15 protein-coding genes are annotated in these 13,907 nt (G+C 66.0%); 10 read left to right on the top strand and 5 right to left on the bottom strand.

Features of this window, described 5'->3' with window-relative positions; all coding sequences use genetic code 11:
• Positions 1-83 precede the first annotated feature (83 nt).
• Together mshD and AB4Y63_RS09600 are read right to left on the bottom strand one after the other, a co-directional pair.
• Positions 84-1,010, bottom strand: a complete 927-nt coding sequence (mshD, locus tag AB4Y63_RS09605; RefSeq protein WP_441790829.1) for a mycothiol synthase — start codon at positions 1,008-1,010, stop codon at positions 84-86.
• The gene (locus AB4Y63_RS09600) at positions 985-1,680 is read right to left on the bottom strand and encodes a winged helix-turn-helix transcriptional regulator (protein ID WP_441790828.1); all 696 of its coding nucleotides are present in this window, start codon (positions 1,678-1,680) and stop codon (positions 985-987) included. Before AB4Y63_RS09600 ends, mshD begins: the two co-directional genes overlap by 26 nt.
• A 74-nt stretch (positions 1,681-1,754) precedes the next feature.
• Here AB4Y63_RS09600 and AB4Y63_RS09595 point away from each other — a divergent pair, with 74 nt between their 5' ends.
• The 3 genes from AB4Y63_RS09595 to ygfZ all read left to right on the top strand — a co-directional run bounded on the left by AB4Y63_RS09595 (position 1,755) and on the right by ygfZ (position 4,015).
• Complete coding sequence (locus AB4Y63_RS09595) at positions 1,755-2,018, top strand: hypothetical protein (protein ID WP_441790827.1); 264 nt, start codon at positions 1,755-1,757, stop codon at positions 2,016-2,018.
• Positions 2,019-2,223: 205 nt separating this feature from the next.
• A complete protein-coding gene (locus tag AB4Y63_RS09590) occupies positions 2,224-2,838 on the top strand; it encodes an FABP family protein (protein WP_441790826.1) in 615 nt (204 codons plus the stop codon).
• A gap of 7 nt (positions 2,839-2,845) precedes the next feature.
• The gene (ygfZ, locus tag AB4Y63_RS09585) at positions 2,846-4,015 is read left to right on the top strand and encodes a CAF17-like 4Fe-4S cluster assembly/insertion protein YgfZ (protein ID WP_441790825.1); all 1,170 of its coding nucleotides are present in this window, start codon (positions 2,846-2,848) and stop codon (positions 4,013-4,015) included.
• A 208-nt stretch (positions 4,016-4,223) separates the two neighbouring features.
• On the opposite strand, the gene AB4Y63_RS09580 is transcribed toward ygfZ, so the two are convergent.
• Entirely contained in the window at positions 4,224-5,048 is an 825-nt protein-coding gene (locus AB4Y63_RS09580; RefSeq protein WP_441790824.1) for a class I SAM-dependent methyltransferase, read from the bottom strand.
• A 33-nt stretch (positions 5,049-5,081) separates the two neighbouring features.
• Here AB4Y63_RS09580 and AB4Y63_RS09575 point away from each other — a divergent pair, with 33 nt between their 5' ends.
• Positions 5,082-5,831 (top strand): phosphoglyceromutase, encoded by a 750-nt coding sequence (locus tag AB4Y63_RS09575; protein ID WP_441790823.1) that lies wholly within the window; start codon positions 5,082-5,084, stop codon positions 5,829-5,831.
• A 98-nt stretch (positions 5,832-5,929) separates the two neighbouring features.
• Here AB4Y63_RS09575 and phoU read toward each other — a convergent pair whose 3' ends face one another.
• Positions 5,930-6,586 (bottom strand): phosphate signaling complex protein PhoU, encoded by a 657-nt coding sequence (phoU, locus tag AB4Y63_RS09570; RefSeq protein ID WP_441790822.1) that lies wholly within the window; start codon positions 6,584-6,586, stop codon positions 5,930-5,932.
• Positions 6,587-6,762: 176 nt separating this feature from the next.
• Here phoU and AB4Y63_RS09565 point away from each other — a divergent pair, with 176 nt between their 5' ends.
• Both AB4Y63_RS09565 and AB4Y63_RS09560 read left to right on the top strand, forming a co-directional pair.
• Entirely contained in the window at positions 6,763-7,947 is a 1,185-nt protein-coding gene (locus tag AB4Y63_RS09565; RefSeq protein ID WP_441790821.1) for a sensor histidine kinase, read from the top strand.
• On the top strand, positions 7,944-8,624 hold the full coding sequence (locus AB4Y63_RS09560) for a response regulator (RefSeq protein WP_441790820.1): 681 nt from the start codon (positions 7,944-7,946) through the stop codon (positions 8,622-8,624). The genes AB4Y63_RS09565 and AB4Y63_RS09560 overlap by 4 nt, the downstream gene beginning before the upstream one ends.
• A 72-nt stretch (positions 8,625-8,696) precedes the next feature.
• Here AB4Y63_RS09560 and AB4Y63_RS09555 read toward each other — a convergent pair whose 3' ends face one another.
• A complete protein-coding gene (locus tag AB4Y63_RS09555) occupies positions 8,697-9,245 on the bottom strand; it encodes a hypothetical protein (protein ID WP_441790819.1) in 549 nt (182 codons plus the stop codon).
• A gap of 160 nt (positions 9,246-9,405) precedes the next feature.
• Between AB4Y63_RS09555 and AB4Y63_RS09550 the strand changes: the two genes are divergently transcribed.
• The 4 genes from AB4Y63_RS09550 (at position 9,406) to rlmB (ending at position 13,861) form a co-directional block, all read left to right on the top strand.
• Complete coding sequence (locus AB4Y63_RS09550) at positions 9,406-9,888, top strand: CarD family transcriptional regulator (protein WP_345068979.1); 483 nt, start codon at positions 9,406-9,408, stop codon at positions 9,886-9,888.
• Between the two features lie 114 nt (positions 9,889-10,002).
• A complete protein-coding gene (gene ispD, locus AB4Y63_RS09545; RefSeq protein ID WP_441790818.1) occupies positions 10,003-11,304 on the top strand; it encodes a 2-C-methyl-D-erythritol 4-phosphate cytidylyltransferase in 1,302 nt (433 codons plus the stop codon).
• Positions 11,301-12,716 (top strand): cysteine--tRNA ligase, encoded by a 1,416-nt coding sequence (cysS, locus tag AB4Y63_RS09540; protein WP_441790817.1) that lies wholly within the window; start codon positions 11,301-11,303, stop codon positions 12,714-12,716. The genes ispD and cysS overlap by 4 nt, the downstream gene beginning before the upstream one ends.
• Positions 12,716-13,861 (top strand): 23S rRNA (guanosine(2251)-2'-O)-methyltransferase RlmB, encoded by a 1,146-nt coding sequence (rlmB, locus tag AB4Y63_RS09535; RefSeq protein ID WP_441790816.1) that lies wholly within the window; start codon positions 12,716-12,718, stop codon positions 13,859-13,861. The genes cysS and rlmB overlap by 1 nt, the downstream gene beginning before the upstream one ends.
• Positions 13,862-13,907: the final 46 nt, after the last annotated feature.

Here is a 13,907-nt window from a genome sequence, read left to right as displayed (position 1 = left end):
TGCGAGATCTCGATCGGTTGTCGAGCCTGTCGAGACACGATCACCGGGTCCTCGATCACCGGTTGCGCGATCAACGACGCACGCTACCGCCGGTACTGCATGTCAATCGTGTGATCGACAAAGCCCAGCGACCGATACAGATGCACGGCCCCCTCATTGTCGGCTTCGACATAGAGCGCCGCCGTGGTGCAGCCGCGCTCGATTAGGCGTCGGAGGCCCGCCTGCATCAGGATGCGCCCGAGGCCCCGGCCGGCGGCATCCGGATGCACCCCGATCACGTAGATCTCGCCGAGACGGTGCCCGTCGGCATCGGGCTCGTCAATCTTCAGCCAGTTATAGCCGATCAGGCGGCCGGTGCCGGCGGGGGCGTCGTTGGTGTCTGCATTGCCCGACGTCTCGCGGGCGAGCAGAAAATCGCCGGCGTCGAACCAGGGCTCTGCCCTGCGGTCGGCGAGGTCGGCCAGCGTCACGGCGCCCTGCTCGGGATGACTCGCGAAGATGAGCGCGTTCAACGCCACCCACTCCGCGTCATCGACGCCGGGGCGGAATGCGCTGATCGCCACCCCCGGCTCGGACGCCGGGGCGACCACGGAACCGCCGACGTCGCCGAGCGGCATCCGCAGTTGCAGCAGCGTGCGCACCGGGGCGAAACCGGACCGCAGTGCGAGGGCGCGGGCAGCCGGGTGATCGCCGTGTGCCCACGCGGTGAGCGCCGCTTCGGGGTCGATCTCGCCTAACAATGCGGCAGCCGCCTCGGTTCCCAACCCGTTGCCGCGATACGCCGGCAGAATCACCAGATCGAGCTCGCCGTCGCCGAGGATCGCGCCGCCGACGGGAGCTCCCTCTTTCATGATCAAGGCCGCCCGCCGCCGTCCCGCCGCCGCATCGAGCAGGCTCTGCTCATTAAAGGGGTGGTAACCGTCGAACCGGGTTGCCGTATCGGCGACCTCTCGAAATGCAGCCGAGGAGGCGGCATCCGTCAGATCAAGAAATCTCAGTGAGAGAGACACGCGAGCCATTTTCCTCTTCATGCACAGTGAACCGGTATCCGACGTTGCGCACGGTGCCGATCAGTGACTCCTGGTCACCCAGCTTCGCGCGCAGACGCCGCACATGCACGTCGACCGTGCGGGTGCCGCCGAAATAGTCGTAACCCCACACCTCGCTGAGCAGCTGCTCCCGGGTGAACACCCGCGACGGATGCGCGGCCAAGAAGCGCAGAAGCTCGAACTCCTTATAAGTGAGGTCGAGTGGCTTGCCATGCACCTTGGCCGAATAGCTCGCCTCGTCGATCACGACGCCGGCAGCCCGAATCAGGGGAGCGGGAACGTCGCGCGGGGTGCGACCTGCAGCAAGACGGATGCGCGCATCGATTTCGGCCGGACCAGCCGAGTCGAGAATCACATCGTCGATGCCCCAATCGGGGCTGACCGCCGTGAGGCCGCCCTCAGTGATGATAAGCAGCAATGGAGTTTCGGCGCCGCTGGACCGCAAGATCTGGCAGAGGCCTTTGGCTGCGACGAGGTTCGTGCGGGCGTCGATGAGGATCAGATCGGAATCAGGCGCTGTCAAGATCTGTCCCGGCTGGGCAGGGAGATAAGTCATGCCGTGCGAGAGCAACGCCAGGGCGGGGAGAACATCATTGTTGACCGCCGAGGTAAGGATCAACAACTGTGCCAACCGCATCCTCCAAGGATCGTGCGCCAATACTACAGTGCGCGAGATTCCGGCCGCGGCAGGGCAGAATGGGGAGCGTGAAGAGCCAGTGGAAATCCGTCGCAGTTGTGTGGCTGCTGAGCGTGGTCTGCGCGCTGCTCGTCGGGCTGCTCTCCGTTCCCGGCCAATACCTGGCCTGGATCGGCCTCTCCGTGGCCGGTTGCACCATCGTGACACTGTGCATCCAGCTCGCCGGTGGGCGTCCGGAAGGCTACGTGGACCGGGTGACCGCCAGCATCGTCGGCTCCGTTCTCGTGCTGGGCGCAGCGACCGGGATCTTCGTTCTGGTCGGGCTGCTCTGACCGATCTCCCTGGCTGCGCTGCCTGACTGCGCTGACGCGCTGACCGACTGAAGCAACCGCTGGTCGCAGAGCAGTAGAGTTGAAGCATGTCGCCGCTTGCATTCGAAATCCTCTTTCTGGGCCTCCTCGGACTGGCCAGCCTGTCGATCGCGTGGGTCTCAGTGGTCGTCCTCCTGAACCTCTTCCGGGGTCAGCGGTAGTTTCAATGATCGAATTGCCGGTCGGTCTACCGCCCGAACTCGTGCCGCTGTCGTGGCTGATCGGGGTCTGGGAAGGCTCCGGCGTACTCGATTACGCGGTCGGTGACGAGAGCGTCACCCGCGAATTCGGACACCGGATGAGCTTCAGCCATGACGGACTGCCGTACCTGAACTACAGCTCGTACACCTGGCTCGAACCCGAAGAGGGCTCGGACAGTGACGAGAAGACCCCGTTGGCCACCGAGACCGGCTACTGGCGGTTGCACCGGCCGCAGGGTGACGGCGATCCGGGCCCCGGACTCTTGCCTGCGCGGAGCGCGGCCCCCTTCACCGATGCTGAATCGGTCGAAACCCTTCGCAATGACGCCGGCGGGTTCGACATCGAGGTCACCCTGGTGCATCCGGGCGGCGTCGCAGAACTGTACCTCGGACAGGTCGCCGGCCCCCGCATCGATCTGGCCACCGACGCCGTTGTACACAGTGAGACTGCAAAGCCTTACACGGCGGCGACCCGGCTCTACGGCCTGGTCGAGAATCATCTGCTGTGGGCGTGGGACATCGCCGCCCTCGGCCAAGGTCTGCGCACTCACGCGTCGGGCCGCCTCGCACGAGTGGAATAGACACACCATGACCGAACCAATGGTTTCCCCCCTTCTTGAGCTCGACGGGGCGGTGCAAGCCGACGGTCTCGATGTCGGCGTCGCCGCCCACTACGGCAACCMGATGATTGAACAGCGTCACCTGCTGGCCGGCGATGCCGTGGTCGATCTCTCCCACCGCGGCGTGCTCGGCGTCGCCGGGCCCGACCGGTTGAGCTGGCTCAACTCGATCTCAAGCCAGGCGCTGCTCGGGCTGACGCCGGGGGAGTCGACCGAAACGTTGATGCTCGACCAGACCGGACGCGTCGAGTACGCGATGCAGGTGATCGACGACGGCGTTGAAACCTGGCTGCTCGTCGAAGCCGCCGAACTACCGGGCCTGCACGCCTGGCTCGACAAGATGCGTTTCATGCTGCGTGTCGAGGTGCGCGACCACACGCATGAGTACGCGACGATCGGCACGATGGGCGCGGATGCGGCGCCAACTCGGCTCGCTGTGCTCACGCCGGCCGCCCCGAACGGTGTGGCGCTCGTCTGGAACGACCCGTGGGAACACGTGACTCCGGGTGGCCACCAGTACGCCGAGACCGCTGAGCACCCCGGCGCATCCTGGCACTGGCGTGAAACCCTGATTCCGCGTGCCGCGCTCAGTGAGTTGCGCGACGCGGTCACGGCCGGGTCGTTGCAGGTCGCCGGCATCCTCGCTTTCGAAGCGCTGCGCATCGCGGCCTGGCGCCCGCGCCGCGCCCTGGAGACCGACGAGAAGACTATCCCGCACGAACTGGACTGGCTGCGCACCGCGGTGCACCTGAACAAGGGCTGCTACCGCGGACAGGAAACCGTGGCCAAGGTGCACAACCTCGGGCACCCGCCGCGTCGTCTCGTGCTGTTGCACCTCGACGGCTCCGACTCAATCCTTCCGGTGCACGGCGACGAGGTCTCGGCCGACCGGGTGCTGCCCGGCAGCGAGCCCGAACGACGCCCGATCGGCGCCATCACCTCGAGTGCCCGGCACTTCGAGCTCGGACCGATCGCGCTCGCCGTGGTCAAGCGGGCGGTGCCGGCCAGCGTCACCGTCTATGTCGAGTCGCAGGGCGTCTCGATCGCGGCCAGCCAAGAAGTGATCGTGCCGCAATCGGCCGGCGCGGTGCTCGACATCCCGCGGATGCCGCGGCTCGGCGTGCGTCCGCCGCGCTAGGCAACCCTCGCTGTCGTTCACTCATCGAGCCGCTTCGGTGATCGAGCTTGTCGAGATCCCGTGACCGGCTCGCGAGACTGGCCCACCGGGTCTCGACAGGCTCGACCACCGTTTCGGTGATCGAGCCGCTTCGGTGATCGAGCTTGTCGAGATCCCGTGACCGGCTCGCGAGATTGGCCCACCGGGTCTCGACAGGCTCGACCACCGACTAATCCCAGCGAAAACCGTTCGGCTCCACGGATGCCCACGGCAGCGTCAGCTCGCCGAGCTTCCAGCGTGCCGGCCCGCCCTGCACCGGCCAGCCCTGCGCTTTGAGCGCGGCAACGGTCGCGACCCAGCGTTGTTTCGGGCCGTAGGCGCCGAGCGGTGACTGATGCTGCCAGTGACGGTCGAGGTCCCGCAATAATTCGTACACCCTCTCGCCGGGCACATTGCGGTGAATCAGAATCTTCGGAAGGCGCTCGGCGACGATCGACGGACGCTCGAGGTCGTCGAGGCGCAGCGAGATGCTGAAGTGGGACGGTCCGCCCGGAGCGACATCCACCCAGGCGTGGATGCGCCCGATCTCGTCACAGGTGCCGTCGATCAGCACACCGTTCGGCTGGAGCCGGGTCACCAGCATCTTCCAGGCCGGTAGCACCTCCGACTCGTCGTACTGGCGCAGCACATTCTGCGCCCGGATGATCGCGGCCGTGCGACCCTTCGGCAACGGCACTTCGAAGCCGCCGACCGCGAAGGAGACATGCGCGTGGGTGGCGAAACCGGTCTTGCCCTCCCGCACCTCGGCCAGCTGCTCGTTCGCACCGCGCACCCGGGCCGGGTCGATCTCGAGACCGAGCACCTGCACATCCGGTCGCTTCTTGGCCAGCCGGTGGTGCAGCTCGAGGGCGGTCACCGCGCTCGCGCCGTAACCAAGGTCGACAACGAGCGGGTCGGCGACGTGGCGCAGCACACGCAGATGACCGATCCAACGGTCAATGCGGCGGAGCCGGTTCGTGTTCGTGGTTCCACGTGTAATTGTTCCGACCGGCATACTCCTATTGTCCCCTCTCGCTAGAGTTGAAACATGTCTGCGCCATACACACTCGTCCTCCTCCGTCACGGCAACAGCCTGTGGAACCAGCAGAACCTCTTCACCGGCTGGGTGGATGTTCGACTGAGCGAACAGGGAATCATCGAGGCCCGCCGGGCCGGCGAACTCCTCGCCGAAGCCGGAATCCTCCCCGACATCGTTCACACCTCGGTGCTCACCCGCGCCATCCAGACCGCCGACCTCGCGCTCGAGCAGGCCGACCGTCTCTGGATCGACGTCAAGCGTTCCTGGCGTTTGAACGAGCGCCACTACGGCGCTCTGCAGGGCCTCGACAAGGCGGAGACCCTCGCGAAGTACGGTCCGGAGCAGTTCCAGCTCTGGCGTCGCAGCTTCGATGTGCCGCCGCCCGTGCTGGCCGACGACGCCAAGTGGTCGCAGGTCGGCGACGCCCGCTACGCCAACCTCGGCGACGCGGTGCCCCGCACCGAATGCCTGAAAGACGTCATCGAGCGGATGCTGCCCTACTGGGAGTCCGACATCGCCGGCGACCTCAAGACCGGCAAGACCGTGCTCGTCACCGCCCACGGCAACTCGCTGCGCGCGCTGGTCAAGCACCTCGACGGTGTCTCCGATGAGGACATCGCCGAGCTCAACATCCCCACCGGCATCCCACTTGTCTACAAGCTGGGCGAAGACCTGATGCCGCTTGGTCCTGGCGAGTACCTCGACCCCGAAGCCGCCGCTGCCGGCGCCGCGGCGGTTGCCGCGCAGGGCAAGAAGTAGCCCCTCTCCGCCATCGACGAAGCCCCGGGACCGTTCGCACGTTCCCGGGGCTTCGTCGTATCTACTTAACCCGCGCTTAACCCGGGCCCGGAAGGCTACTAGGAACCGCTGTCCTGGTGCCAGTCGCCGGTTCCGAGGTACTGAACCTTCTTCGCGATCGAGACCGCATGGTCGGCGAAACGCTCGTGGTAACGGCTCGCGAGAGTCGCATCGACGGTGTCAGCAGCCTGACCCTTCCAAGTCTCGCCGAGAACCGCGTCGAACACGCTGAGGTGCAGCGCGTCGACCTTGTCGTCTTCATTGCGGATGGTCTCGGCCAGCTGCATGTCTTCGGTGGTGAGAAGCTCGGTGAGCATGTTGGCGATCGCAACGTCGACCGCGCCCATCTGCGCGAAGGTGGGGCGCAGGCTCTTCGGAATCACCTTGTCGGGGAACCGGTAGCGGGCCAGCTGCGCGATGTGGGTCGACATGTCGCCCATCCGCTCAAGCGACGCGCTGATGCGCAGGGCGCTGACGACGATGCGCAGGTCGCGGGCGACCGGCTGCTGCCGAGCGAGGATGGTGATGGCCAATTCATCGAGTTCGACGGTCAGCAGGTCGATCTTGTCGTCATCGGCGATGACCTCCTCGGCGAGCCCGACATCGGACTCGTTGAAGGCTCGTGTCGCTTTGTCGATCGAGATAGCAACGAGGCGGGAAATCTCGACGAGACGCTCCTGCACCTCGGCAAGCTCCTGTTGGAATACTTCGCGCATCGGTGTGGTCCTTCCTGGCCGCGCAACTCGCGGGCCGATGAGACCCGACTGGTCCCCGAGCTAGCATGCCCGGGTCAGGTTAACGGCAGGTGCCGCGGGCTTGAACACTTCCTAAAGTATCGTGGCCGACCTCGTTTACCGGCTTCGACCCCTGCGCGAGTCACTAACCTAGAAGAATGGAATCGACGTGGCTGGTGCTTGTCTGCCTGGCTTTGGGTTTGGCAGTCGGTGCCGGATTCGTCACTCTGCTCTATGCGGCTGAACGACACGGCCGACAGGCAGCTGAAGTGGTCAACCCCGCGGTTCCCGACGGCATCGATCAGGTGCTCGATGCGCTGGAGTCAGCCGGCGTCGTACTCGACCCGTCGAACAATGTCATCAAGGCGTCGCCGGGCGCCCTCTCACTCGGCCTGGTCTTCAACCGTCAGCTGGTGCATCCCGAGTTGGTCGACCTCGTCGGCCAGGTGCGACGCAGCGGTGAGACGATCACCGAAGACCTCGAACTCGCCCGCGGGCCGTTCGGTGAGGCGAGCATGCACTTTCGGGTGCGCCTGGCCACGCTCGGCACCCGCTACGTGCTTCTACTCGCCGACGACCACACCGAGGCGGTCCGGCTCGACGAGGTGCGCCGGGACTTCGTTGCGAACATCAGCCATGAGCTGAAGACCCCGATTGCCGCGGTCGGCCTGCTCGCCGAGGCTCTCGATCAGGCGGCGGATGAACCGGTGCAGGTTCGCCGGTTCGCCAACCGGTTGACGTCGGAGTCGCGTCGCCTCGCCCGCCTCACCCAGGAAATCATCGAGCTGTCGCGCCTGCAGGCGCAGGAGGCGCTCGCGCTGCCCGAATTGGTCAGTGTCGATGCGATCGTCGCCGATGCCGTCGATCAGAACCGGGTTGTCGCCGACGCCGCGAAAATCACCATCGCAGTCGGCAAGAAGACCCGTGCCTACGTCTACGGCGACGAGCAACTGCTGGTGATGGCGGTGAACAACCTGGTCGCCAACGCTGTCGCGTACTCGGCCGAGGGATCGCGGATCGGCGTCGGCGTGCGCCGCAACAGCGGCGCCGTCGAGATCACTGTCACCGACCAGGGCGTCGGCATTCCCGAGGTCGATCTTGACCGCGTGTTCGAGCGGTTCTTCCGCGTCGACCAGGCGCGAGCCCGCAACACCGGCGGAACGGGCCTCGGCCTCGCCATCGTCAAGCACGTCGTGCAGAACCACGGCGGCGACATCCGTGTCTGGTCGCAGCTCGGCCACGGCTCGACCTTCACCATCAGAATTCCGGAAGCTCCGGTGACCGGGCCGAACGCACTACCCACCACAACCGCGCTGGCGGCGACAGGAGACACCACCCCGTGACACGCATTCTTCTGGTTGAAGACGAGAGCTCATTGAGCGAACCGTTGAGCTTCTTACTTGAACGGGAAGGCTACGAGGTGGTGGTGGCCGAAGACGGGCCGAGTGCCCTCGCCGAGTTCGACCGAGCCGGCGCCGATGTGATTCTGCTCGATCTGATGCTCCCGGGCATCCCTGGCACCGAGGTGTGCCGAGAGATCCGCACGCGTTCCAACGTGCCGATCATCATGCTGACGGCCAAAGACTCTGAGATCGATGTCGTGGTCGGCCTCGAGCTCGGGGCCGACGACTACGTCACCAAGCCCTATTCGACCCGTGAGCTGCTGGCCCGCATCCGGGCGGTGATGCGGCGCCGCATCGACGAGGGTGACGACGGCGAGAACGTGCTGAGCTCCGGCACCGTGCAGATGGACATCGAACGGCACACCGTCTCGGTTTCCGGTGCCGTGGTTCCGATGCCGCTGAAGGAGTTCGAGCTGCTCGAGTTTCTGTTGCGCAACGCGGGCCGGGTGCTCACCCGCGGTCAGCTGATCGACCGCGTCTGGGGAACCGACTATTTCGGCGACACCAAGACCCTGGATGTGCACATCAAGCGCATCCGTTCACGCATCGAGCAGACTCCCTCCGAGCCGACGATGCTCGTCACCGTTCGAGGGCTGGGCTACCGCTTCGAGGCGTGACCCATTCAGGCACATGAAAACGCCCGGTCTGGCGGCAGGAGCCGCACGGACCGGGCGTTTCTGTGAGCGGTGCTACGGGGCAGTCGTCGGCTCGGCCGTCGGTTCTGCGGTCGGCGTCACTGCGGGAAGCTGCGTGGCGACGGGCTCCGGGGTCGGAGCGAGCGTCTTGTACTGCGGCAGCTGGTTGGTGAGAACCGGCACGAGAAGCTCAACGCCGGTCTCTTCGCCGTACTGGAAGAACATGGGAAGCAAGGCGCCCGGAATGGTATCGATCCGCTCGAGCTGCACACTCGGGTAGCCGGGGTCACCGATCGGGATCGATGAGTTGGCGGGAATTTCGACCTCCTGCGAGACCTTCTTGCCCCCCTTCGCCTCGTACTGGATCTTCAGATCCTGCGATGTCTTGCCTGAGTTCACGACGGTGACGAGCAGGTTGCCGAGCTCGCCGTTGTCAGAAATGACGATGGCGTTACGGATGGCGAGATCACCCACGTTGCCACTGACGCCATCACTGGCGTCATAGTGAATCGTGGTCGCCTGAGGTGCAAACAAGTTGCAGGCGCTCGTGCCCAACAGAATGCCAGCCGCCAAAACGACGGATGCAGCGATACGCGCCCTCACAAGACCTCCACAACGGTTCGACGTTCAACCTGACCGGTCAGAACGCCGCAAAATTACGCTTTGAGTTTAGCTTATCGGTGTTCGGAGCAGAGAGTGATCGGGCCGAACCCTACCATTTGGCGCTGTGGTATCCTAGAGGTTGCTGAAGGGATACAAATACATGCTGTTTGAGGTTGGCGAAACTGTCGTATATCCCCACCACGGAGCCGCAACTATCACTGAAGTGAAGACGCGGATCATCAAGGGTGAAGAGAAGCTGTACCTGAAGCTCAATGTTACCCAGGGCGACCTGACCATTGAAGTCCCTGCCGAGAATGTTGATCTTGTCGGCGTGCGTGACGTGATTGGCCGAGAGGGGCTCGACAAGGTTTTCGATGTGCTCCGCGCACCGTTCACCGAAGAGCCCACCAACTGGTCGCGTCGTTACAAGGCAAACCTGGAAAAACTCGCTTCCGGCGATGTCATCAAGGTGTCAGAGGTTGTGCGCGACCTGTGGCGTCGAGACCAAGACCGCGGCCTCTCAGCAGGCGAAAAGCGGATGCTGGCCAAGGCGCGTCAGATCCTTATTTCCGAACTGGCCCTGGCCGAAAAGACCGACGAAGAGAAGGCATCAACAGTTCTCGACGAGGTACTTGCTTCCTAGTCTTTTCATCAGTATCAGGCGGCGCCGCGAGGTGCCGCCTTTCTCGTTTTCATTCACTCCCCGTTCCCCCTGATGCTCGTTTACGGCGTCGGCCCCACCAGATAGCCTCCTGACATGACTGAACTGCTTGCCCCGACCGTCGCGGTCATTGTCGTCGCCGCGGGCAGTGGCACCCGGCTCGGTCGCACCCTGCCGAAGGCTTTCGTGCCCGTTGCCGGGGTGCCCATGCTCGAGCGCGCACTCGGTTCCGTTCTCGGGATGCAGGAGCCGACGCAGATCATTGTCGTCGCCCCCGAAGCCCTGCTCGGTGAGGCCCGGACGATGGGCGATCACGCAGCCCGCGGCATCCCGGGCGGCTTCGATCTGGTCGGAACCGTCGTGGCGGGTGGCGATACCCGGCAAGATTCCGTCAACCGCGGCCTGGCCGTGCTGCGCCCCGAAATTCGCACGGTGCTTGTGCACGACGCAGCCCGCGCCCTCACCCCGTCAACGCTGTTCGACGCCGTTGTCGACGCTGTTTGCTCCACCGGCGCCGGTATTCTGCCCGGCCTCGCCGTCGTCGACACGATCAAACGAGTCGACGCTGCCGGGGCAGTGCAGGCCACGCTCGACCGGTCTGAGCTTGCGGCCGTGCAGACGCCGCAGGGCTTTCCGCGCGCCATGCTGGTCGCCGCGGCCGAGGCAGCCACTGCCGCGGCAACGGCCGAGGCGACGGATGACGCGGCGCTCGTTGCAGCCGCCGGTCACCCCGTGCACGTCATCGACGGCTCCCCGCTCGCGTTCAAGATCACCACCGACGCCGACCTGCGCCGGGCCGAGCTGCTGCTCTCTCCGCACACGCCTGTCGCGCCGCTCATCCCGCGCATCGGCACGGGCCTCGACGTTCACGCCTTCGACGATGCCTCCCCGCTCTGGCTTGCAGGCCTGCACTGGCCGGGGGAGCGGGGCCTCTCCGGGCACAGCGACGGCGACGCCGCGGTGCACGCCATCTGCGACGCATTGCTCTCCGCCGCCGGGCTCGGCGATATCGGCGGCGTCTTCGGCACCTCAGATCCCCGCTACGCCAATGCGCACGGCGAGCTGTTTCTGCGGGAGACACTGCGCCTGCTCACCGAGGCGGGATTCCGGGTCGGAAACGTCGCCGTGCAGATCATCGGCAACCGGCCGAAGCTCGCCCCGCGTCGGGCCGAGGCGGAGGCCTGGCTCAGCGGCATCCTCGACGCCCCGGTCAACGTGTCGGCGACGACGACCGACGCGCTCGGCTTTACCGGTCGGGGCGAGGGCATCGCCGCATCGGCCACCGCCCTTCTCCTTCCCATCGCATCCGTTCCCATCGCATCCGTTCCCGTCTCCTCGGCCCCGGGCGGGACGCCCCAGGTAACCGTGCAGAGTGCTGTCCTAAGCTGGGAGGCGTGACTGTGCGACTTTACGATTCGAAGGCTCAAGCCCTTCGCGACTTCATTCCCCTCGTGCCCGGGAAAGTCGGGATCTACGTCTGCGGTCCCACCGTGCAGTCGTCGCCGCACATCGGCCACCTGCGGAGCGCGCTCGTCTATGACCAGCTGCGCCGTTGGCTGGCCTACCGCGGCAACGATGTGACCTTCGTGCGCAACGTCACCGACATCGACGACAAGATTCTGGTCAACGCCCAGGGCTCGACCGAAGAATGGTGGGCGCTGGCCTACCGCTACGAACTCGAGTTCACCGCCGGCTACCAGCGCCTCGGAATCCTCGCCCCCACCTACGAGCCGCGGGCCACCGCGAGTGTGCAGCAGATGCAGGACATCATTGCGCGCCTGGTCGACCGCGCCCACGCCTACCCGGCTGCCGACGGCTCCGGCGACGTCTACTTCGCCACCGGAAGCTGGCCGGCCTACGGCGAGCTCACCCGGCAGAGCCTTGACAACATGGAAGCCGCGGTCGATGCCGACCCGCGCGGCAAACGCGACCCCCGCGACTTCGCACTCTGGAAGGGACACAAGGCCGATGAGCCGGCGTCCGCTTCCTGGCCGTCGCCGTGGGGCGACGGACGCCCCGGCTGGCACATCGAGTGCTCGGCCATGGCCGCCCGCTACCTCGGCAGCCAGTTCGACATTCACGGCGGTGGCCTCGACCTGCGCTTTCCGCACCACGAAAACGAACTCGCCCAGTCGGTCGCGGCCGGCGACGCCTTCGCCAACTACTGGGTGCACAACGGGCTCGTCAACGTTGGCGGTCAGAAGATGTCCAAGTCGCTCGGCAACTCGGTCTTCGCGGCCGAACTGTTGGAGCAGGCGCGACCCATCGTCGTGCGCTACTACTTGGGCGCCGCCCACTACCGCTCGACCCTCGACTTTCTGCCCGGCTCCCTCGCCGAGGCTGAAGCGGCGCTGGAGCGCATCGAAAGCTTCCTCGACCGTGCCGACCGCCGACTCGCCGATACTCGGTTCGCCGGGGCAGGCGTCGAAGTTGTGCCGGATGAGTTCGCTGCGGCAATGGACGACGATTTGGCCGTTCCGCAGGCGCTCGGTGTGCTTCACGAGACTGTGCGGGCCGGCAATGCCGCGCTCGACGCCGAGGACCTGCACGCCGCAGCATCCGCCCGCTCCCACGTTCTCGCCATGAGCGAGGTCTTGGGAATCAACCCCCTGTCGCCCGGTTGGGCCGTGGCGACAGATGAACCAGCCATGGTCGCACTGACCGCCCTCGTCGAGCGCCTGCTCGCCGACCGGGAAATCGCCAGGCAGAGCCGTGATTTTGCGGCCGCAGACCGAATCCGGAGCGAACTCGTCGACGCCGGAATCACCATCGAAGACACCCCATCGGGTGCCCATTGGAGTTTTGACTAATGAAGAACACAGAGCGCAAGGCGCGCACCGGCGCCGTACGCAAGGGAAGCCGCGGACCGCAGGTCGGTTCGGGCGGACAGGGGCGCCAGGCGCTCGAAGGCAAGAAGCCGACGCCGAAGGCCGAAGACCGTCCGTACCACCCCGCCGGCAAGCGCAAGGCTGCTCAGGATCGCTTTGCCGCGGCCGGTGGAACCCGCAAGCGACAGGGTGCCGACGGCGCCGAGTCGCGTGGCGGCTACCAGGGTGGTGCGCAGGGCGGTGGAGCCCGCGGCTCCAACCGCGGCGGAACCGGCAACACCGGCGGCGGCGGTTCGTCGACCCGCAACGTGAAGCAGATCGACGAGCACGAAATCGTGACCGGCCGCAACTCGGTGCTCGAGGCGCTGCGCGCCAAGATCCCCGCGAAGGCCCTCTACATCGCGACGCGCATCGAAATGGATGACCGCACCAAGGAGATCCTGTCGATCGCCACCGGCCGCGGCATCCCGATCCTCGAGGTGATGCGTCCGGAACTCGACCGTCTCGCCGGTCGCGACGCCGTGCACCAGGGCGTCGCCCTCAAGGTTCCGGCCTATGAGTACGCGCACCCGATCGAACTGCTCGAGCTGACCATCAGCCGCGGCCACAAGCCGTTGTTCGTTGCCCTCGACGGCATCACCGACCCGCGCAACCTGGGTGCCATCATCCGTTCGACCGCCGCCTTCGGTGGTCACGGCGTGATCGTGCCGGCGCGTCGCTCGGTCGGCGTCACGGCGTCGGCGTGGAAGACCTCGGCCGGTGCGGCAGCTCGCACCCCCGTTGCCATGGCGACCAACCTGACCGCGACGCTCAAGGCGCTCAAGGAGCGCGGTGTGTTCGTGCTCGGCCTCGACGGCGACGGCGACGTGTCGCTGCCCGGCCTCAGCCTGGCCGACCGCCCGATCGTGATCGTCGTCGGCAGCGAAGGCAAGGGGCTCTCGCGCCTCGTCGCCGAAACCTGCGACGCGATCGTCTCCATCCCGATCAGCGCCGCAGCCGAATCGCTGAACGCCGGTATCGCGGCTAGCGTCACGCTCTACGAGATCTCCCGCCTGCGTGCGGAGGCCTCCACCGTGAAGGCAGCGACGAAGGCTGCCAACAAAGCAGCGAAGGCTGCAGCGGTCTAGCGTTCGCGCTCTCGTTTGACGAAAACGGTGCCGTCCCTTCGGGGCG

The sequence above is a fragment of the Leifsonia sp. YAF41 genome (genome assembly GCF_052113185.1).
Lineage (GTDB): Bacteria > Actinomycetota > Actinomycetes > Actinomycetales > Microbacteriaceae > Cryobacterium.
Note: the sequence above shows the minus strand (reverse complement) of the source record. Positions and strands in the feature narration are given on the sequence as shown.

Bases quoted from the DNA above. Each gene is read 5' to 3' on its own strand.
- AB4Y63_RS09590 (WP_441790826.1), top strand. From the start codon at position 2,224: ATGATCGAATTGCCGGTCGGTCTACCGCCCGAACTCGTGCCGCTGTCG.
- AB4Y63_RS09580 (WP_441790824.1), bottom strand. From the start codon at position 5,048: ATGCCGGTCGGAACAATTACACGTGGAACCACGAACACGAACCGGCTC.
- AB4Y63_RS09575 (WP_441790823.1), top strand. From the start codon at position 5,082: ATGTCTGCGCCATACACACTCGTCCTCCTCCGTCACGGCAACAGCCTG.
- phoU (WP_441790822.1), bottom strand. From the start codon at position 6,586: ATGCGCGAAGTATTCCAACAGGAGCTTGCCGAGGTGCAGGAGCGTCTC.
- AB4Y63_RS09565 (WP_441790821.1), top strand. From the start codon at position 6,763: ATGGAATCGACGTGGCTGGTGCTTGTCTGCCTGGCTTTGGGTTTGGCA.
- AB4Y63_RS09550 (WP_345068979.1), top strand. From the start codon at position 9,406: ATGCTGTTTGAGGTTGGCGAAACTGTCGTATATCCCCACCACGGAGCC.
- ispD (WP_441790818.1), top strand. From the start codon at position 10,003: ATGACTGAACTGCTTGCCCCGACCGTCGCGGTCATTGTCGTCGCCGCG.
- rlmB (WP_441790816.1), top strand. From the start codon at position 12,716: ATGAAGAACACAGAGCGCAAGGCGCGCACCGGCGCCGTACGCAAGGGA.